13 protein-coding genes are annotated in these 19,534 nt (G+C 68.6%); 8 read left to right on the top strand and 5 right to left on the bottom strand.

All coding sequences use genetic code 11. From position 1 onward, the window contains the following. The first annotated feature begins 62 nt into the window (after nucleotides 1-62). Both ACN0WF_RS14830 and pdeM read left to right on the top strand, forming a co-directional pair. Entirely contained in the window at nucleotides 63-2,585 is a 2,523-nt protein-coding gene (locus ACN0WF_RS14830) for a ligase-associated DNA damage response DEXH box helicase (protein WP_417773692.1), read from the top strand. Beyond that, complete coding sequence (pdeM, locus tag ACN0WF_RS14825; protein WP_417773550.1) at nucleotides 2,582-3,307, top strand: ligase-associated DNA damage response endonuclease PdeM; 726 nt, start codon at nucleotides 2,582-2,584, stop codon at nucleotides 3,305-3,307. Before ACN0WF_RS14830 ends, pdeM begins: the two co-directional genes overlap by 4 nt. A 52-nt stretch (nucleotides 3,308-3,359) precedes the next feature. On the opposite strand, the gene ACN0WF_RS14820 is transcribed toward pdeM, so the two are convergent. The 3 genes from ACN0WF_RS14820 to ACN0WF_RS14810 form a co-directional block, all read right to left on the bottom strand. Next, nucleotides 3,360-4,157: a TIGR02186 family protein gene (locus tag ACN0WF_RS14820; protein ID WP_417773549.1), complete on the bottom strand. Its 798-nt coding sequence runs from the start codon at nucleotides 4,155-4,157 to the stop codon at nucleotides 3,360-3,362. Next, the gene (locus ACN0WF_RS14815) at nucleotides 4,154-5,083 is read right to left on the bottom strand and encodes a sulfite exporter TauE/SafE family protein (protein WP_417773548.1); all 930 of its coding nucleotides are present in this window, start codon (nucleotides 5,081-5,083) and stop codon (nucleotides 4,154-4,156) included. The genes ACN0WF_RS14820 and ACN0WF_RS14815 overlap by 4 nt, the downstream gene beginning before the upstream one ends. Nucleotides 5,084-5,313: 230 nt before the next feature. Further along, nucleotides 5,314-9,753, bottom strand: a complete 4,440-nt coding sequence (locus ACN0WF_RS14810) for a peptidoglycan-binding protein (RefSeq protein ID WP_417773547.1) — start codon at nucleotides 9,751-9,753, stop codon at nucleotides 5,314-5,316. Nucleotides 9,754-10,150: 397 nt separating this feature from the next. Between ACN0WF_RS14810 and ACN0WF_RS14805 the strand changes: the two genes are divergently transcribed. From ACN0WF_RS14805 to ACN0WF_RS14785, 5 genes are all read left to right on the top strand, one after another. Then, complete coding sequence (locus ACN0WF_RS14805) at nucleotides 10,151-10,609, top strand: MerR family transcriptional regulator (protein ID WP_417773546.1); 459 nt, start codon at nucleotides 10,151-10,153, stop codon at nucleotides 10,607-10,609. Between the two features lie 404 nt (nucleotides 10,610-11,013). Further along, nucleotides 11,014-12,807, top strand: coding sequence for an acyl-CoA dehydrogenase C-terminal domain-containing protein (locus ACN0WF_RS14800; RefSeq protein WP_417773545.1), 1,794 nt, complete (start codon nucleotides 11,014-11,016; stop codon nucleotides 12,805-12,807). Nucleotides 12,808-12,908: 101 nt separating this feature from the next. Then, nucleotides 12,909-14,117, top strand: a complete 1,209-nt coding sequence (locus ACN0WF_RS14795) for an acetyl-CoA C-acetyltransferase (RefSeq protein WP_417773544.1) — start codon at nucleotides 12,909-12,911, stop codon at nucleotides 14,115-14,117. 22 nt (nucleotides 14,118-14,139) lie between these two features. Beyond that, nucleotides 14,140-16,344, top strand: coding sequence for a 3-hydroxyacyl-CoA dehydrogenase NAD-binding domain-containing protein (locus tag ACN0WF_RS14790; protein WP_417773543.1), 2,205 nt, complete (start codon nucleotides 14,140-14,142; stop codon nucleotides 16,342-16,344). A 185-nt stretch (nucleotides 16,345-16,529) separates the two neighbouring features. After that, a complete protein-coding gene (locus ACN0WF_RS14785) occupies nucleotides 16,530-17,432 on the top strand; it encodes a histone deacetylase (protein ID WP_417773542.1) in 903 nt (300 codons plus the stop codon). Nucleotides 17,433-17,441: 9 nt separating this feature from the next. Here ACN0WF_RS14785 and ACN0WF_RS14780 read toward each other — a convergent pair whose 3' ends face one another. Next, complete coding sequence (locus ACN0WF_RS14780; RefSeq protein WP_417773541.1) at nucleotides 17,442-17,714, bottom strand: DUF6460 domain-containing protein; 273 nt, start codon at nucleotides 17,712-17,714, stop codon at nucleotides 17,442-17,444. A 38-nt stretch (nucleotides 17,715-17,752) separates the two neighbouring features. Continuing rightward, nucleotides 17,753-18,670 carry a class I SAM-dependent methyltransferase gene (locus tag ACN0WF_RS14775; protein ID WP_417773540.1) on the bottom strand — a complete coding sequence of 306 codons (918 nt, stop codon included), beginning with the start codon at nucleotides 18,668-18,670 and terminating at the stop codon, nucleotides 17,753-17,755. Between the two features lie 215 nt (nucleotides 18,671-18,885). On the opposite strand from ACN0WF_RS14775, the gene ACN0WF_RS14770 reads away from it, so the two are divergent. Then, entirely contained in the window at nucleotides 18,886-19,332 is a 447-nt protein-coding gene (locus ACN0WF_RS14770) for an META domain-containing protein (protein WP_417773539.1), read from the top strand. The last annotated feature ends 202 nt before the right edge of the window (nucleotides 19,333-19,534 follow it).

The following is a 19,534-nucleotide window of genomic DNA, read 5'->3' as shown; positions in this document are numbered from 1 at the left end:
GCGCCGAAGCGGCCCTCTTCCCGCTCGACGGCGGCCGGAACAGCGCCTATCTGTGGAGGTCGATGGATGCCTCAAGCCCCTCCCGCCTGCCCGAGCGTTTCTCAAGCTGGTTCGCCGCGCGCGGCTGGAGCCCGAGGCCGCATCAGCTCGCGCTGCTGGAACTTGCGGCGGCGCGCAAGTCGGCGCTGCTGATCGCCCCGACGGGGGCGGGCAAGACGCTCGCCGGCTTCCTGCCGAGCCTCGTCGCGCTTTCCGCGCGCGGCCGGAAGAAGCCGGGCAGCGCGGGAGCGCGTGGCGTCCATACGCTCTACATCTCGCCGCTCAAGGCGCTTGCCGTCGACATCGCCCGCAATCTCGGACAGCCGGTCGCCGAGATGGGGCTCGACATGACCATCGAGACCCGTACCGGCGACACCCCCTCCCACAAGCGCCAGCGCCAGAAGCACGCCCCCCCGGATATCCTGCTGACGACGCCGGAGCAGATCGCGCTGCTCATCTCGGATGCCCAGGGCCGGCGGATGCTGGAAGGCGTCGACACGGTGATCCTCGACGAGCTGCATGCGCTCGTCACCTCCAAGCGCGGCGACCTTCTCGCGCTCGGGCTGGCCGCCTTGCGCAAGCTCTCCCCCGACATGCGCGCCATCGGCCTTTCGGCAACCGTGGCCCAGCCGGAGGACCTGCGCGCCTATCTCGTCGGCCAGACGCCCGACGCCGATGCGCAGCGCACCCTCGCCGAGGTGGTGACGATCAAGGGCGGCGCCGAGCCCGACATCTCCATCCTCGACACGGCAGAGCGCCTGCCCTGGTCGGGCCACTCCGCCCGCCACGCGGTTGGCGACATCTACCGGCTCATCGGCGAGAACCGAATGAGCCTCGTCTTCGTCAACACCCGCTCGCAAGCGGAGATGCTGTTCCAGTCGCTCTGGCACGCCAATGAAGACAACCTGCCCATCGCCCTTCACCACGGCTCGCTCGATGTCGGCCAGCGGCGAAAGGTGGAGGCGGCAATGGCCGATGGCCGGCTCAGGGCGATCGTCTGCACCTCCTCGCTCGATCTCGGCATCGACTGGGGCGACGTCGACCTGGTCATCAACGTCGGCGCGCCGAAGGGCGCGAGCCGGCTCGCCCAGCGCATCGGCCGCGCCAACCACCGCATGGACGAGCCCTCGCGCGCCGTGCTGGTGCCGGCGAACCGTTTCGAGGTGCTCGAGTGCCAGGCCGCGCTCGTCGCCTCGAAGGCCGGGGCGCAGGACACACCTGCCTTGCGCGACGGGGCGCTCGACGTGCTCGCCCAGCATGTTCTGGGTTGCGCCTGCGCCGGTCCGTTCGATCCCGCGGCCCTGTTCGACGAGATCCGCTCGGCCGAGCCCTACCGCACGATGACGCGCGAGACCTTCGACCGGGTGGTCGACTTCGTCGCCACCGGCGGCTACGCGCTCCGGACCTACGAGCGCTACGCACGGCTGAAGCCCGATGGCGAGGGCCGGCTGCGCCTGTCGCACCCCAGTTTCGCCCAGCAATACCGGCTCAACGTCGGCACCATCGTCGAGGCGCCGATGCTGAAGGTGCGCCTCGTGCGCTCGAAGGCCGAAGGCCGGCGCACGCCGGTCGGGCGCGGCGGACGCTGGCTGGGCGAGATCGAGGAATGGTTCATCGAGCAGCTAGCACCGGGCGACACCTTTCTCTTCGCCGGCGAGATCCTGCGTTTCGAGGGGCTGCAGGAAAACGAAGCCTATGTGTCGCGCGCGCGCACCGACTCCCCCAAGATCCCCTCCTATCAGGGCGGCAAATTCCCGCTTTCGACCTATCTGGCGGCAAGTGTGCGGGCAATGCTGGCCGACCCGCAAAGCTGGGCGGCCCTTCCCGGGCAGGTGCGCGAATGGCTGGAGATCCAGCGCCTGCGCTCACGCCTGCCGGACCGCGACGGGCTTCTCGTCGAAACGTTCCCGCGCGCCGAAAAGCACTATCTCGTGTGCTATCCCTTCGACGGGCGGCTCGCCCACCAGACGCTCGGCATGCTGCTGACGCGCCGGCTGGAGCGGCGCGGGCTGCACCCGATGGGCTTCGTCGCCAATGACTATGCGCTGGCCGTTTGGGCGCTGTCCGACCTTGGCGGCGAGATCGAGGCAGGGCGTCTTTTGCTCGACGAACTCTTCGCCGAGGACATGCTCGGCGACGACCTCGATGCGTGGCTTGCCGAATCCAGCCTGATGAAGCGCACCTTCCGCACCTGCGCGGTGATCGCCGGCCTGATCGAGCGCCGTCATCCGGGGCTGGAAAAGACCGGCCGGCAGGTGACCGTTTCCTCCGACCTCATTTATGACGTCTTGCGCAGGCATGAACCCGGTCACATCCTTCTGGAGGCGACTTGGCAGGATGCCGCTACGGGACTTCTGGATATCTCCCGTCTCGGCCAACTTCTTGCCCGAACACGCGGCCGAATCGCGCATACTCGTCTTGCGCGAATCTCTCCGCTCGCCGTTCCGGTGATGCTCGAGATCGGCAAGGAGCCAGTCCTCGGCAATGTCCAGGAGGCGCTTCTCGCCGGCGCTGCCGACGACTTGGTCAGGGAGGCAATGGGGTGAGACCGTTTTTCGCCGAAGTGGAAGCACGACGCTACGCGCCCGTGTGTCACGACATTGCAATCGCCGGCGAAATCGTTGGCCTTCATGACAGCGGCGCGCTGTGGTGGCCCGACGAAAACACGCTGATCGTCTCCGACCTGCACTTCGAGAAAGCCTCCAGCTACGCCCGTCGCGGCGTCATGCTGCCCCCCTACGACACTGCGGCGACGCTGGAAAAGCTCGCCGAGGTGATCGAGGCATTCCAACCCTCGCGCGTCGTCGCGCTCGGCGACAGCTTCCATGATCCGGACGGGTCCGACCGGCTGCCCGCCGCCTACCGGGCGATGCTGACCACGCTGCAACTCGGACGCGAATGGGTGTGGATCACCGGCAACCACGATCCGGTCGCCCCGGTGTTGCTGTGCGGCGAAACCCATGCGGAAATCGCCATCGGCAATCTGGTGTTCCGCCATGAGCCGGATCCAGAGGCGGCTCCCGGCGAGATCGCCGGGCACCTGCATCCGGCAGCGCGCATCCGTCGCTACGGCCGCTCCGTGCGCCGGCCGTGCTTCGCCACCGATGGCCGCCGTCTGGTGCTGCCGGCCTTCGGCGTGCTGACCGGTGGGCTCAACGTGCTCGATCAGGCCTGGCGACCGTTGTTCACGGAACGCGAGTTCTCCGTCTTCATGCTCGGCGAAGGCCGTCTCTATCCCTTCACCGGCTCGCGCCTCGTCGCGGAGTGAAGCAGGCAGCGGACGGCCACCGGCCCTGCCCGCTGCGGAAAAGTCCCGCCTTTCAATCCTTCCGGAAAATCACCCCCGCCAGCCAGCCGGTGAAGACGGCAAGCGCAATCGCGATGAGGCCGTAGACGGCCGCATAGACGTGGGCGAGGCGGTAGGTAAACTGCTCGAAACCGGTCTTGCCGATGGTCAGCGTCTCCTGCGCCTGTGCCAGCAGCGCGCCGCCGCGCAGCAGGTAGGTGTTGACCGTGTATTCGCCCACGGGAATGTTTGCCGGGAGCCACACCGTGGTGCGGAACAGGTCGTCGCTCAGGAACTCGATGGAATCGACCCGCTCCGCATAGAGGCCGCTCGTCACGCGCAGGCGACGGAAGGCCTCGCGGAAGTTGGCGCGGTCGGCCATCGGCGCGACGGGTTCGCCGATGATCGGCAGATTCAGGTTGCGCAGGCCGATGCGATGTCGCTCAAGCAGCGTGCGAGAGGCCATCTCATGCGGCTCGCGCGTCGTGTGCACGGCGAGAAAACTCGGAACATGCCCGAAGCTCTCGGAATCGCGGTTGACCCAGATGCCGAGGAACCGGCCCTTGCGCCTTGTCCGCACCACCTGCTCCGGACCGGACACGACGACGGCCAGATCGTAGGGTTCCGGCCGGCTCACCGTCACGGCGTCGCGGGCGATCTCACCGAAGACGACGAGGGTCGTTCCGGTGAAATTGGACTGGATGCGCACTTCGTCGGCCGACAGCGCCGCGATCAGCTTCTCGGCACGCGCGGTTGTTGCCGCAAGGAGGCTGCCGGCGACAACCGCCAGGCCCAGCGCCAGCCGGCGCGCCGGATGCCCCTGCCCGCTCATGGCATCGCTCCCGCGACGACGGAGATCGAATAGAGCTCCTCCGGACGCATCAGCAGGTTGACGGCAAAGCGCACGCCGACGCTCAGCACCAGCAGCGCCAACAGCAGGCGCAACTGGTCGCCGCGCAGCTTCTGCCCCATGCGCGCGCCGAACTGGGCGCCGATGACGCCGCCCACCATCAGCGTCAGCGCCAGCACGATGTCGACCGACTGGTTGGAGACGGCGTGCAGGAAGGTCGCCGCCGCCATGGTCACCATGATCTGCAGCAGCGAGGTGCCGATGACGACATTGGTCGGCACCCGCAGCAGGTAGATCAGCGCCGGCACCATCATGAAGCCGCCGCCGATGCCCAGGATCGTGCCGAGAAAGCCGATTGTTCCACCCAGCACGATGACCGGAATGACGCTGACATAGAGGCGCGATTGGTAGAAGCGCATCTTGAACGGCAGGCCGTGCACCCAGTTGTGCCGTCCGGGCTGGCGCACCGGCACCCGAGCGCCGCCACGCCGCCGCGCCATCGCGCGCACGGATTCAAACAGCATCAAGCCGCCGATGGCGCTGAGAAAGGTAACGTAGGACAGCGAAATGACGAGATCGAGCTGGCCCAGCGTCTGCAACATTCCGAAGAGCCAGACGCCAATTGCCGAGCCGGCGACGCCGCCGACGAGCAGCATCGAGGCCAAACGGAAATCAATGGACTTTCGCCGCCAATAGGCAAGCACGCCGGAGGTCGACGAGGCCACCACCTGGCTCGTTACCGTGGCGACCGCGACCGCCGGGGGAATGCCGGAAAAGATCAGGAGAGGTGTCAGCAGGAACCCGCCGCCAATGCCGAACAGCCCCGACAGGAACCCCACGGCCCCGCCCATCCCGAAAATCATGAACATGTTCACGGGCAACTCGGCGATGGGCAGGTAAATTTGCACGGCACACCGGCGAATGAGCCGCGCAAAGCCACGCGGCTACGTGGTTGTTCACGGGTGGCGCGCCACCCCGCTTTCATTGGCGGGGGTGGCCGTCGGTTCGACCGCCCCCAGATGTTCCCGGCTTTCGATAAAGCGCCGGGTGGAAACCTGTGTCAATGCGCATCCCGCCACCAAACCCGTGGTGACGACAACCTTCACCCGATTGTTGCCGATCGGTTGCCGGTCAGCGATCAGATCGACTGGCCGGAAAGCGAATCGAGCAGTTCGCGGGAGATCGCCCCCGTCACCGAAAGCCCTGCCGCCGCCTGATAGGCCCGCACGGCGTCGCGCGTGCGCGGTCCCACCTGGCCGTCCGCTCCGCCCGGGTCGAAACCGCGGGCAGCGAGAAGCTGCTGCACGTTCTTCACCAGTTCGCGCGGGCCAACCGTGACGGAGGCACGCGAGACGGTTTCCGCCGGCGTCGTCCATGCCGGCTTGATGTCGACCTCGTTGGCGGATGCCTGGCGCGGCGTCTCCTTCCAGGTCTCCGCCGCCAGCCGCGCTTCGGCGAGCGTCTCGCCGGAGAGCATGTTGGCGACTTCGTCGCGCTTGTTGCCGGCCTCCCGGTCGCCCTGCTTGGCGGCCAGCGAGAACCACTTGTAGCTCTCCACCAGGTTCTTCTCGAGGCCGAGGCCGCGGGCATAGAGGATCCCGAGATTGTACTGGCTGTCGGCAAGGCCGAACTCGGCCGCCTTCTTGAACCAGTAAGCCGCATCGCGGAATTCCGGCGTGCCGGACAGACCCTCGGCATAGAGAACGGCGAGATTGTGCGCCGCCTTGGCATTGCCCTTCTCGGCAGCGCGCAGATACCAGTCGCGCGCCATCTCCAGGTTCTTTTCGACGCCGCGCCCCTTCTCGTAGAGGCTGCCGAGGCGGTACTGGGCCGGCGCCAGCCCGGCATCGGCGGCTTTTTCGTAGTAGCGCGCCGCCGCCGCGAGGTCCGGGGTTACGCCCGTGCCCTCGGTGTAGCGCACGGCAATGGCAAAGAAGGCGGCCGGATTGCCGGAGGCCGCAGCCTCGCGCAGGGCAATCGGCCCGGCGTCCTGCGGGATCGCGGCAAGCGCCCCTGCGGGCACCGGCTTGCGCGGACCGCTGTCCTCAGCCTTCGGCGCAGCTTCGGTCTCGGCGACCGTGGCGGTCGCGGAAGGCGTGCGGGAGAACTGCGGCGCGGGAATGCTGTCGGGCCGGGCCGAGAAGCCACTGCCGGAAATGGAGGGCGGAGCGAAGGCGACCGCGGCCTCGCCGTTGCCGGCCGGCGCGGAACGCGCCGTGTCGACCGGAGCCGGGCGTTCCGGAGACCCGGCTGCGAAATCGCCGGACGCAGGGGCGCGGGGCTGTGTTCGGGCCGTCCCGGCGATCTCCGGGCCACCAGACACGCCGGCTGCCGGGGGCCTTGCCTCGCCACCCGTGCGGGCGGCCTGAGGCATCGCCTGCCCGCCCGCTTCGGCGACCTGCGAGGTGGTGCGCGCGGACTGTGTCCCGGTACCGGCCGGCGCCTTTTCGGCCTGCGCGGTCTGGGTCTGGGTCTGGGTCTCGACCGTGCCCGCGACAACGGGCGGCGTCTCAAGCGCGGCAATGCCGTCGCCTGCCGGAGAAACCTGCTTGAAGATCTGCAATGCACCGAGCGCGATCACGACGGCGGCGGCAGCCAGCAGCACCGCGCGACGCCCGCCGGGGGAGAACATGCCGCGCGCGCCGGCGGCGGCAACTTCAGCCTCGCCCTCGCGGGCCGGGGCCTCGATCTCCGGCACGTCGACGACCTGCGGCCCCTTGGCCGCACGCACCTCGGGCGCCTTGGCGTTCTTGCCACGGCCAGCGCGACGCCCGCCCTCGCGGCGGTCACCGTTCTGCAACTCGACCTGAGCGGCATCGGCCTCGGCCCGCGCGTCCGTCTCGGCGGCGGCGACCTTGCGGCGCCGGCCCGGCAGACGCGAGCGAAGCCAGCCAGCGGCCGAACCGGTCTCGGCCTCCTCGCCCTCCTTCGCGGCGGAGCTCAGGAAGGCGAGCGCGCCCTTGCGGGTCTCGGCTTCCTCGCTCGCGGCCTGCGCGGCGCGGCGGGCGGCGGCAATGAAATCGGCCTTGCGGTCGCGCAGCGCCTGGGGCTGCCCGCTCGCAGCCGCGGCCGAGGCGGCCGCCGCGGTCGCGCTCAACGCCGACTGGATGCCGTCGACCTCGCCCGGGGCCCTGACCTTGCGTGCCGGACGCTTGTCCTGCGCCGGTGCTGCAGGGCGACCCGGCATCGGGATCTGCCTGGAAGGAGCCTGAGCGGCCGCATCCTGCTGGCGGCGGCGCGGCGGAACGCCGGAGCCGGGCTCGAGCGGACGGTTGTCCTCGACCTCGGAAACCGGGTTGTCGGAGCCGTAGCCGTCGATTTCCAGCGCCTGCAGGCGGGCGTTGATGGAGGAGAGAACGCCCTGGACGCTGTCCATCGCCTCGCGGCTGCGCTGCTCGGAGCTGGTCGCGGCGTCCATCAGGCGGTGAAGATCGTCGCGCAGCGCCGCGGCAATCGTGGCATCGCCGCCGGCCTGTCCCAGATCGCCAAGCCGCGAGAACCCGGCCTCGGCGGCGTCGAGCTTGGCGGCGAGCGAAGCGATCTTGTCCTCGACCTGCGCGAGAACAGCGACGTCGGAACTGCCCGCGCCACGGCTCGCCGCATCTGCGAGATCGCGCAGGCGCGCTTCCAGATCGGCGCTGACGCCGGCACCCGACACGCTGTCGCGCAGGGCCGCAACCTCGCGGTGCAGCGCCCCGAGGTCGGCCGGCTCGCCGGTCGCGGCGGGGGCGCTCTCGAAGCGCTCGTTGAGCTGGGCAATGCCGGCCTCGAGCCGGGAAATCAGGTCGAGCTCGATAGAGCCGCTCGCCCCTTCGCCATGCAGCGTAAGGCTTTCCGGGCGGTCGAGCGCGTCGATCTTGCCGTCGATGGCGGCGAGACGCTTCTCCAGCAGCGTGAAGGCGGCATCGTAGCTCGGCGGCATCTGCCGTGCGCTCTCGATGCGCTTCAGCCGGCCGGCGATCTCGCCGAGGCGCTCATCGATCTCCGGCGCGGAGGCGCGGGCGGCGCGGTCATCGGCGAGCATCGAGGTGATCTCGCCCAGCCGATCGTTGAGCCGTTCGACAGCGCCGCTTTCCGGCACCCGCTCCTCGATGGCCGACAGCCGGTCGGCAAGATGGCGCTGGTCCTCGCAAAGCCGGTCGATGGCGTCGAAACGATAGGACAGGGACGTGATGCTCGCCTCGATCCCGCCGAGGAGATCCTGCACGTCGATGCGCTCGACCAGATCACGAACGGCGCGGATTTCGGCGCGCAGCGCCACCATGTCCTCGCCCGGGTTACGGCGGACAAGTTCCTCGACCCGGTGGCCGATGTCGGAGACCCGGTCGTCCAGGGCGACGATCTGGTCGGCACGCGGCACGATGCGGAACGCGCTCTCGATGTCGGCGAGACGGCCGGTGAGCTCGTCGACCAGGCGCGGCTCGACGCGGGCCCGGGCGACCTCGTCGAGACGCTGCACCAGATGGGCGTAGCCGCTTTCGAGCGACTGCAGCATGCCTTCGACGTTGGACTGGCCGATGGTCTTGCGCAGATCGGCGATTTCGGCGCGCATGTCCTGCAGGAGACGCATGTCGCCACGGTCGGCGCGCAGGCGTTCCACGGTCTCCGAAAGCCGGCGCATTTCCGAGGCATCGCGGCCGGCCGGGCGGGCGCGTTCGGCGCGCAGCCCCTCGGAAAGGGCGGCGCGCAGGTCGGCGATCTCGCGGCGCAGCGTCGAAAGCTGGGCGTCGCGCGGGCCGTTGGCGCCGTCGATCCGGCGGGCCAGGTCCTGAATGAGCGGGCGCAGGTCGTCGGCCGGAGCGGCTGCGCGTTCCTCGAAGCGGGCGTCGAGACGCGCTTCCTCGTAGTCGAAGCCGGTGTCGTAATCATCGGTCGCCGGCGCGGCGCGCTCATCGTAACGCGGCGCGGCCTCGCGGGCATAGGCGGCAGCGGTTGCCGCGCCGCGTCCGGAGGTCGCGGCACGCGGGCGCGGTGCGTAATAGCCCTCTTGCGTTTCTGCGGCGACACGGGCGGCGGGAGCGGCACCCGACAGATCCTCGACGCGGCGGTCGAGCCGGTCGAGCGCCGAAAGCACCGCCTCGATGCGGCTGGTGCGTGCATCGCCCGACGGACGCGCGCCCTGCTGGGCGGACATTGGCGGCACGCCGGAGGCAGCGGCGGGGCGACGGTCGCCACGGCCGCGCGCGGCAGCCGCACGGCGGGCCTGCCGGTTCGGGCCCGGCTCGGCCGGACGGGCATAGGGATCGGCGTGAAAGGTCGTGTCCGGGGCAGCGCGGGTGTCGTCCGGCCGGTCCATCAGCCGGCCGAGCGCGTCGGCAACATCGTCGAGCTGGGCGCGGGCGCGGGCCCGCTCCGAGCGCGCGCCGCCATGATCCTCGTAGCGATCGCGAGCGATGTCCTCGGGATGGCCAGACCAGTGACGGCCGGCATCCTGCGGCGGCCGGTCCCATGCCGGGGCGCGGTTCTGCGGCGCGTACCAGCCATCCTCTCCGACGGGGAGATCGTGGTCGTGAACCGGACCCTGCCCCCGTTCGGAAGCTCCGCCGCGTGAAGTGCGATTGCGCACGTTCCAGGACATTTCTTGCCTCTTCCCAGATGGGCGCGCCGGAAGGCGCCTCGCGTTCCCTTGGTCTTCCGGCCGCAAACGGCTACGCACGATCCGGTCGATGTTGTCCTGACTGTCGCGACTTATGGTAAACAGCCGGTTAAGCGCCGATTTCTTATGGTTAAGCAAAGGTAACGGGCCCCGGTTTCCACCGGCCTGCGGTGAATCGCGCGCAGGCGGCGGCCCGCGCGACACGGCGGGGACAAGTCGGCCGGCATCCGTGAGAGTGGCGCGCGCATCGAGGCTCACCGAGGCTCGTCTTGACGCTTACCTTCACGGAATGTATGTCGATGGCTCTCGCGCAGTGGTCAGACATCGCACCAGTCCGCGATATTTTCGGCACCCGGACAGACATCGAAGGTTCCAGATCATGAGTGAAGCGCTTTCGGTAAACAACGACATCGTTGAAGCTGTCGCGGCGAAAGACGAGTCGACGAAAAAGACGCTTTTCACGATTGGCGACCTCGCGAAAGAATTTGGCGTAACCCTTAGAACCCTGCGCTTCTACGAAGACAAGGGGCTGATCAACCCGCGACGGGACGGGATGAACCGGGTCTATACGCGCCGTGACCGGGCCAGGCTCAAACTGGTTCTGATGGGCAAGCGCGTCGGCTTCTCGCTGTCGGAAATCCGCGACATGCTGGATCTCTATGACCTGCGCGACGGCCAGGTGACCCAACTGCGGGTCGCCCTATCCCGCTTCCAGGGCCAAATCGACATTCTCGTGCAGCAGCGCCGGGACATCGACCAAGCGGTCGAGGAACTCGGCCGAACCGTCGAGATCGTCTCGGGAATGCTGAAGGAAAAAGAAGCCGACGGCGCCGAATAAGGCGCCGCCTTCGTTTCCGCACGACGCGCGCTATCCCCGCCTCCCGCTACCGCCGGCCAGGCAGCGCTGCCGCGTGCATTCTGCATCGACGCCCCCCTTCCCGCTCGCTCCCTGCCAGCCGTCACCCTTGCGGAGAACGGCTGCAAAGCGGACAATTCGTCGCGTCAATTTTCGAAATTCTGTCACGCTGCGACGCAATCTTGCCGCGTAGGGAGCCGAACCTGCCAGCCGGTCGATACGCGCCGAGGTGCCTGCGCGGATGCGCCCTTGCCTCTTGCCGACGCGGCAGCGAGACCCTATAGATGGTCGCAAGGTGACGTTTACGGAAACGTAAGCTCAAGACCGTTCGCTTGCGACCTGATCGATTGCCGGCGAGCGGCGGCCAAGACCGGGAGGACGATTGCATGCCGAGCTATTCCGCGCCTGTCCAGGACGTGCTTTTCCTGCTCAACCAGGTTCTCGACTACGACGCCCACGCCGACCTGCCGGGCTTCGGCGACGCGACCCCCGATATCGTCGAGGCGATCCTCGGCGAGGCGGCGCGCTTCTGCGAGGAGGAGCTTTCGCCCCTCAACGCCACCGGGGACAAGGAAGGCTGCAAGCGCGGTGCCGACGGCTCCGTCACCACCCCGAAGGGCTTCCGCGACGCCTATGCGACCTATCGCGACAACGGCTGGATCGCGCTGTCGATGCCCGAGGCCTATGGCGGCCAGGGCCTGCCGACGACGCTGAACACCATCGTCCAGGAGTTCATCTCCGGCGCGAACCTCGCCTGGGGCATGTATCCGGGCCTTTCGCAGGGAGCCGCCGCGGCGATCGCGGTGCATGGCTCGCCGGAGCAGAAGGCGCTCTACCTGCCGAAACTGGCGAGCGGCCACTGGTCGGGCACCATGAACCTGACGGAGCCGCATTGCGGCACCGATCTCGGGCTGATCAAGTCGCGCGCGGTGCCGCAGGGCGACGGCAGCTACAAGATCACGGGTCAGAAGATCTTCATTTCCGCCGGCGAGCATGATCTCACCGACAACATCGTCCATCTGGTGCTTGCCCGCATCGAGGGCGCGCCGGAGGGCACCAAGGGCATCTCGCTCTTCGTGGTGCCGAAGTTCCTTCCCGACGACGCGGGCGAGGCGGGCACGCGCAACGCGGTCTCCTGCGGCGCGCTGGAAGAAAAGATGGGCATCCACGGCAACGCCACCTGCGTCATGAACTACGACGGGGCGACCGGCTGGCTGATCGGCGAGGAGAACCGTGGCCTCAACGCCATGTTCGTGATGATGAACGAAGCCCGGCTCGCCGTCGGCGTGCAGGGCCTCTCCCAGTCGGAAGTGGCCTATCAGAACGCCGCCGCCTACGCCCGCGACCGGCTGCAGGGCCGCGCGCTTTCCGGCCCCAAGAACCCCGACGGGCCGGCCGATCCGATCATCGTCCATCCGGATGTGCGCCGGACGCTGATGTCGATCCGTGCCTTCAACGAGGCGGCCCGGGCGCTGATCCTGTGGACGGCGCTACGCTCCGACGTTTCCCACCGCAGCACCGACAAGAAGACGGCCCAGGCGGCGGACGACCACATGGGCCTGATGACCCCGGTCATCAAGGGTGTCTTCACCGACCTCGGCTTCGACAACGCGGTCGCCGCCCAGCAGATGTTCGGCGGCCACGGCTATATCGAGGAATGGGGCATGTCGCAGTTCGTGCGCGACGCCCGTATCACCATGATCTACGAGGGCGCCAACGGCATCCAGGCGCTCGATCTGGTCGGCCGCAAGCTTCCGCGCGACGGCGGCCGGGCGGTGATGAGCTTCTTCAACGAGATCGGCACTTTCCTTCAGGAAAATGGCGGCGACGAAAACCTCGCCCCCCTGCTCGCCGCGCTCAAGGCCGGTGCGGACGACCTGCAGAAGGCGACCATGTGGTTCATGAACAACGCGCTGGCGAAGCCCGACAACGCGGGTGCCGGCTCGACCGACTACATGCACCTGTTCGGCACCGTCGCGCTTGGCTTCATGTGGGCGCGGATGGCCAAGGCCGCCCATGCCGCCCTTGCGGCCGGCGACGGCGACGCCACCTTCTACAAGACGAAGCTGACGCTGGCGCGCCACTTCATGGAGCGGCACATGCCGGAGACGGCGCTGCGACTGGCCAGGGTTTCCGCCGGCGCGGACACGGTGATGGAGCTTCAGGCAGAGACCTTCTGAGGCCTCCGCCCATCCTTGCGGCCGCCCGCGCGGCGGCGCGGTCCGCGCGGTGTCGCCCGGCGCGGATCGCCTCAAGAAACGATGTTCAGGGAGAGACACGCATGGCCGAGGCACTGATCTACGATCACGTCCGCACCCCGCGCGGACGCGGAAAGAAGGACGGCGCGCTGCATGAGGTGACCGCCGTCGGGCTCGCCGCCGAGCCGCTCAAGGCGCTCAAGGCGCGCAACGACTTCGACACCAGCCTGGTCGAGGACGTGATCCTCGGCTGCGTCGACCCGGTCGGCGAGGCAGGCGGCGACATCGCCCGCGCCGCCGTCTTCGCCGCCGGCTACGAGGCGAAGGTGCCAGGCGTGCAGATCAACCGCTTCTGCGCCTCCGGCCTCGACGCCGTGAATTTCGCCGCCGCGCAGGTGATGAGCGGCCAGCACGCGCTCGTTGTCGGCGGTGGCGCGGAATCGATGAGCCGCCTCGGCATCGGCTCCTCGGGCGGGGCCTGGCCGGTCGATCCGGCGGTGGCGCTGCCCTCCTACTTCATGCCGCAGGGTGTCTCGGCCGATCTCATCGCCACCAAATACGGCTTCACCCGCGACGACGTCGACGCCTATGCGGTGGAAAGCCAGAAGCGGGCGGCGAACGCCTGGGCGAAGGGCTATTTCGACAAGTCCGTCGTGCCGGTTCGCGACATCAACGGGCTGGTCATCCTCGACCGGGACGAGCACATGCGCCCCGAGACCGACATGCAGTCGCTCGCCGGTCTTGCCGCCGCGTTCGAGATCATGGGGCAGATGGGAGGCTTCGACGCGGTTGCGATCCAGGCCCACCCGGAGGTGGAGGCGGTGCGCCACGTCCACCACGCGGGCAACTCCTCGGGCATCGTCGATGGCGCGGCCGCCGTGCTGATCGGCTCGCGCGAGGCCGGCAAGGCCGCGGGCCTGCGTCCACGCGCGCGCATCCGCGCCTTCGCCAACATCGGCTCAGACCCGGCCTTGATGCTGACCGGGCCGGTGGATGTCACCAACAAGCTGCTGGCTCGCTCCGGCATGTCGCTGGCCGACATCGACCTCATCGAGATCAACGAGGCATTCTCGTCTGTCGTGCTGCGCTTCATGCAGGCGTTCGATCTCGACCCGGCGATGGTCAACGTCAACGGCGGCGCCATCGCCATGGGCCACCCGCTGGGGGCGACAGGCGCGATGATCCTGGGGACGGCTCTCGACGAGATGGAACGGCGCGACCTCAACACCGCGCTGGTGACGCTGTGCATCGGCGCGGGCATGGGCACCGCGACGATCATCGAGCGCATCTGAGGAAACGGGCGGAGGAACGACAATGGCTTACACCAACTTCACCCTTGAGACGACCGACGGCATCGCGCTCATCACCTGGGACATGCCGGAAAAGTCGATGAACGTCATCGACATGTCCGTGATGGATGAACTCGAACGGATCATTGATCAGGTTGCCGCCGACGACGCGGTGACCGGCGCGATCATCACGTCCGGCAAGGCGACCTTCACCGGCGGCGCCGACCTGACCATGCTGGAAGGGCTGTTGCGCGACTTCCGCAAGGCGCACACCGGCGATGCGGAGGCGGCCACGCGCACGCTCTTCGAAGGGTCGCGCCGGCTGTCGCTCATCTATCGCAAGCTCGAAACCTGCGGAAAGCCCTTCGTCGCGGCGCTGAGCGGCACCACGATGGGCGGCGGCACCGAACTGGCGCTTGCCTGCCACGCACGGATCGCGGCCGAGGGCGATGCGTTCAAGATGGCGCTGCCGGAGGTCAAGGTCGGCCTCTTCCCCGGCGCCGGCGGCACCCAGCGCGTCATGCGCATGTGCGACCCGCAGCAGGGCTTGCAGTTCCTGCTGCAGGGCAAGACGCTGGACGCCGCCAAGGCGAAGGCGATGAAGCTCATCGACGCCACCGCACCGGCGGACGGGCTGGTCGCGGCGGCGCGCGCGCTGCTGAGCGCCGGTGTCGACCCGGTGAAGCCCTGGGACAAGAAGGGCTTCAGGCTGCCCGGCGGCGCGATCCAGTCGCCGGCCGGCTTCCAGTTCTGGCCGGCGGCAACCGCCATCTACCGGCGCGAGACCCATGACAACTATCCTGGCGCGCGCGCGCTGCTGCAGTCGGTCTACGAGGGGCTTCAGCTTCCCATGGACCAGGCGCTGACGGTGGAAAGCCGCTACTTCGCCCATGTGCTGCAAAGCCCGGAGGCGGCGGCGATGATCCGCTCGCTCTTCGTCTCCATGCAGGAGCTGAACAAGGGCGCGCGGCGGCCGGCGGCCCAGCCGGAGCGACGGATCGCGAAGCTCGGCGTGCTCGGCGCCGGCTTCATGGGCGCCGGCATCGCCTATGTCAGCGCCCGGGCCGGCATCGAGGTGGTGCTGATCGACCGCGAGCAGGCAGCCGCCGACAAGGGCAAGGCCCATTCCGACGAGTTGATGACCAAGGCAATCAAGCGCGGCAAGGCGCGCGCCGAGGACAAGGAAGCGCTGCTCTCGCGGATCACCGCCACCACCGACTATGCGCTTCTGGGCGACTGCGATCTCGTCATCGAGGCGGTGTTCGAGGACCGCGAGGTGAAGCGCGCGGTGACGGAGCAGGCGGAAGCGGCAATGAAGCCCGGCGCGATCTATGCCTCCAACACGTCGACCCTGCCGATCACCTCGCTGGCCGAAGCCTCCAGGCGGCCGGCGGATTTCATTGGCATCCACTTCTTCTCGCCCGTCGACAAGATGATGCTGGTCGAGGTGATCATGGGCAAGCAGACCGGCGATGCGGCGCTGGCGACGGCCCTCGACTTCATCCGCGCCATCAAGAAGACGCCCATCGTCGTCAATGACAGCCGTGGCTTCTACACCTCGCGCGTCGTCATGACCTACATTCGCGAGGGGCTGATGATGCTGGCCGACGGAGTGCCGGCAGCGATGATCGAGACCTGCGGAAAGATGGCGGGAATGCCCGTTGGGCCGCTGTCGCTGGGCGACGAGGTGGCGCTCGACCTTGCGTGGAAGATCGTCTCGGCAACGCGCAAGGACATGGGCGCGGCCTACCAGGCCGGCCCGCTCGACGCGATTCTCGAGGACATGGTCGTCAAGCGCGAGCGCTTCGGGCGCAAGAACGGCAAGGGCTTCTACGACTATCAGGGCCGCGACAAGGCGCTGTGGCCGGGCATCCCCGAGGTTACCGGCCAGCCGAAGCCGGCGGAGGACTTCGACGTCGCCGACCTCAAGCAGCGGCTTCTCGTCATGCAGGCGCTGGAGACGGCGCGGATCTTCGAGGAAGGCTGCCTGAGCGACGTGCGCGAGGCCGATGTCGGCTCGATCCTGGGCTTCGGCTTCGCGCCCTTCACCGGCGGTACGCTCTCCTACATCGACGGCATGGGCAGCAAGGCCTTCGTCGCCCTGTGCGAGCGCTTCGCAAAGGCGCATGGCGACCGTTTCGCGCCCAATGCGCTGCTGAAGGAGATGGCCCGCACCGACCAGCGCTTCTACCAGCGCTTCCCGCCCGAAAAGGCCAGCGAGGCCGCCTGAGGCAGGGCGAACCGGCATACGGGGAGCGCTTCACGCCCCCCCCCGCATGCCGCAGCCACCACAGATGCGGGCGCCCGCCCCCCGGCGATCCGCCGGGGGGCGGTTTGCGTAGAGGGACAGGACCTGCTCTCGCGCATGGGGCCGTTTCGCCCTATCGTGGAGCGCCCTTTCCAGCGCGGAACGCCATGTCGCTTGCCATTGTCCATCACCCCGCCTATTGCGCCGAGATCCCGAGCAATCACCGTTTTCCGATGAACAAGTTCCGCCGGGTGGCAGAGGTGCTTGTCGAGGAGGACCTCGTGGTGCCGGGAGGGTTTCACCAGCCCGCGCCGGCGCCGGCCGCGTGGCTCGGGCTGGCGCACGACCAGACCTATGTCGATCAGGTGCTCGCAGCGCAGGTGCCCGTGGCGATTGCCCGCGAGATCGGCTTGCCGATGAGCGAGGCTGTCGGCCTGCGCGCGCGCTGCGCGACAGCGGGAACCGTGCTGACGGCGACGCTCGCGCTGGAGCGCGGCATCGCCTGCAACACCGCCGGCGGCAGCCACCACGCACGCCGGGCCCATGGCGCGGGCTTCTGCGTCTTCAACGACGTGGCGGTGGCGATCCGCGTGCTCATCGCCGACGGGGCGATCGAGCGGGCGATGGTGGTCGACCTCGACGTGCACCAGGGCGACGGAACCGCGGAGATCTTCACCGGCGAGGAGCGTGTCTTCACGCTCTCCCTGCACGGCCGGCAGAACTACCCGGTGCGCAAGGTGCCCTCATCGCTCGACATCGCGCTGGAAGACGACACCGGCGATGCGGCCTACATGGAGGCGCTGCGCGACGGTCTCGATGCCGCGCTCGCCGCGTTCCGCCCCGACATCGTCTTCTACAACGCCGGCGTCGACCCGCATGCGGAGGACAGGCTCGGCCGGCTGTCGCTGAGCGACGCCGGTCTTGCCGCGCGCGATGCCCATGTCATCGGCACCGTGCGGGCGGCGGGGCTGCCACTCGCCGGCGTGATGGGGGGCGGCTATCTCGCCGACATCGACAGGCTGGCGCGCCGCCACGCCGGGCTCTTCCGGACGGCGGCGGCCTTCGCCTGAGGCAGGGCCTCAGCCACGCCCCATGTTGAGCAGGCGCAGCACCACCCAGACGGGAATGACGACGACCGCGCCAAGCAGGAAGTAGCCGCCGAGCCGGCCGAGCGCCTCAAAGCCCATGTTCCACAGGCGTTCGAAGAAGGCCACCACCCCGTCGAAGATATCGAGCGGATTGAGATCAAGCGCCGACATCAGCACGCCGACGACGAAGGACAGGAATACAAGCTTCAAGATGACGGCGCCGGGCGAGCCACCGATAAAACGGTCAAGCTGACGGTTGGACATTCTGCGTTCCTTGTCGTGATCGTCGCGCGGATCGCCGGTCATGGCAGCCGGGCCGTGGCGATGAGTGTGTCGGTGGCGTCGCGCTGGTCAAGCGCATGCTCATAGGCGTCGCGAAGCGCCGGCGTCTCCAGCGTGGCGAGCGGGCCGCGATGCCCGCCCGGCCGCCCCTCGCGCAGCCAGGTCAGATGATTGGCAAGCCCGTAGCGCTGCACGCCGGAAATATCGATGTCGACGAAGCCCGCGGCCGCAAGCAGCAGACGCAGCGACGCGCGCGTATGCAGTACCAGATGCTGCGACCAGAGCGTGAAACGGGCGAAGACGTCGAGGCCGAGCTCGTCGAGCAGGAAGTCGCGGGCGTGGGGCACCTCGATGACGAGATGCCCGCCGGGCGCCAGATGGGCGCGGATCCCGGCCAGCACCGCCAAAGGGTCCGGCAGGTGTTCGAGAACGTGAAACAGGAAGATCGTGTCGAAGGGGCCGGAAAGATCGGCGATCCGCTCGCCCGTCGCGATTCCCTCCGCGGCAAGCGCGGCGCGCGCATCCTCCTGCAACTCGACGCCAACGGCACGCGCCGCCTCGCCCTGTGCAAGCCGCAGGAAGCCGCCGGTGCCGCAGCCGAAATCGCAGATGCGCCGGCCAGCGACCAGCGGGCGGAAGGCATCCATCCGTCGACGGCTGTCGGCGCGGTCTTCCGGGCTTGCATCGGCACCCGCCCCAAGGGGCTTCGCCTCGCCGCGATAGGCGCCGCTGCGATAGGTGCCGTCGCCGACGTAATGGCCATCGATGAAGATCACGCCGCTGTCCGGGTCGCGCCAGACGGGCAGCGGATCGACGTCGCGGGTGCGCGGGGCGAAAAGCTCGACCCGGTCCTCGCGGATCGCACCGAGGCCCGCCAGCAAGGTCTTTATGCCCGCGGATGCTGCGGACGGCGCATCGCCGCCGCGAGAGGCGCTCATGATCGGGGCATCGGCTTTGTTGCTGTCATGGCCGAGATGTAGGAGGCGGCACGCGGGCAATCAAACGAAAATGCTGCGAACGAAGGGGCAATGCCGCTTTCAGGCCACATTGCGGATCGAAACAATCCTGGTTGCGTCGCGAGTCCGCATGCGTTCTGATGCATGCGATCCGACGCATCACCTCACACGTCATCCGGCCCGGGAGCCGCACCCTGATGTTTCGCGCCTTGCCAGGACTTGTCAGCAGCGCCGCAATCCTCCTCGCCCTTTCCGCGCCGAGCGGCTCCGCCGCGGCGGAGCAGCACAGCCCGTCGGTCACCGGGGAGTGGCGGATCGCCGCCATCGCCACGCCCGGCGGCGCGCTCGTCGATCTTGATGGCGACACCACGCTCCGGACCGAGGTAACCATCGACCGGCACGGCCTGTGGGCAGCCTCCGCCGGCTGCAACCGGCTGCGCGGCACACTGGAGCAGCACGGGCGCACGCTGGACGTTTCCGACCGGGTGATGGCGACCAAGATGGACTGCAAGGGTCCGACCGGCGACCTCGAGCGCCGCTTCATGCGCTACTTCCCCGCCGCCGTCCAGGTCGACGGCATGCCGGGGCGCGTGCTTCTGCGCGACGGATCGGGCGCCGCCGTGGTGCTGCTCGTCGGCAAGTAGGTCCTCTCCCGTCGGCATCGGCAGGCGTAAAAAACGAAAACCCCGGACGCCGCACGGCACCCGGGGTCTTTTTTTTGCAGTCAGCCGGCGATCAGGCCGCCGCGACCTCGCGCAGGAACCTGTCGATCTCCTCACGCAGCGCGTCGGTGTTGCGGGCCATCGCGTCGGAGGCGTCGAGCACGTTGCCGGCGGCCGAGGAGGT

The organism is Stappia sp. (genome assembly GCF_048268045.1).
Classification (GTDB): Bacteria; Pseudomonadota; Alphaproteobacteria; order Rhizobiales; family Stappiaceae; genus Stappia.
This window is presented reverse-complemented; position numbering and strand designations above follow the sequence as displayed.

Bases quoted from the DNA above. Each gene is read 5' to 3' on its own strand.
- ACN0WF_RS14830 (WP_417773692.1), top strand. From the start codon at position 63: ATGGATGCCTCAAGCCCCTCCCGCCTGCCCGAGCGTTTCTCAAGCTGG.
- ACN0WF_RS14820 (WP_417773549.1), bottom strand. From the start codon at position 4,157: ATGAGCGGGCAGGGGCATCCGGCGCGCCGGCTGGCGCTGGGCCTGGCG.
- ACN0WF_RS14810 (WP_417773547.1), bottom strand. From the start codon at position 9,753: ATGTCCTGGAACGTGCGCAATCGCACTTCACGCGGCGGAGCTTCCGAA.
- ACN0WF_RS14805 (WP_417773546.1), top strand. From the start codon at position 10,151: ATGAGTGAAGCGCTTTCGGTAAACAACGACATCGTTGAAGCTGTCGCG.
- ACN0WF_RS14800 (WP_417773545.1), top strand. From the start codon at position 11,014: ATGCCGAGCTATTCCGCGCCTGTCCAGGACGTGCTTTTCCTGCTCAAC.
- ACN0WF_RS14795 (WP_417773544.1), top strand. From the start codon at position 12,909: ATGGCCGAGGCACTGATCTACGATCACGTCCGCACCCCGCGCGGACGC.
- ACN0WF_RS14790 (WP_417773543.1), top strand. From the start codon at position 14,140: ATGGCTTACACCAACTTCACCCTTGAGACGACCGACGGCATCGCGCTC.
- ACN0WF_RS14785 (WP_417773542.1), top strand. From the start codon at position 16,530: ATGTCGCTTGCCATTGTCCATCACCCCGCCTATTGCGCCGAGATCCCG.
- ACN0WF_RS14780 (WP_417773541.1), bottom strand. From the start codon at position 17,714: ATGTCCAACCGTCAGCTTGACCGTTTTATCGGTGGCTCGCCCGGCGCC.
- ACN0WF_RS14775 (WP_417773540.1), bottom strand. From the start codon at position 18,670: ATGAGCGCCTCTCGCGGCGGCGATGCGCCGTCCGCAGCATCCGCGGGC.
- ACN0WF_RS14770 (WP_417773539.1), top strand. From the start codon at position 18,886: ATGTTTCGCGCCTTGCCAGGACTTGTCAGCAGCGCCGCAATCCTCCTC.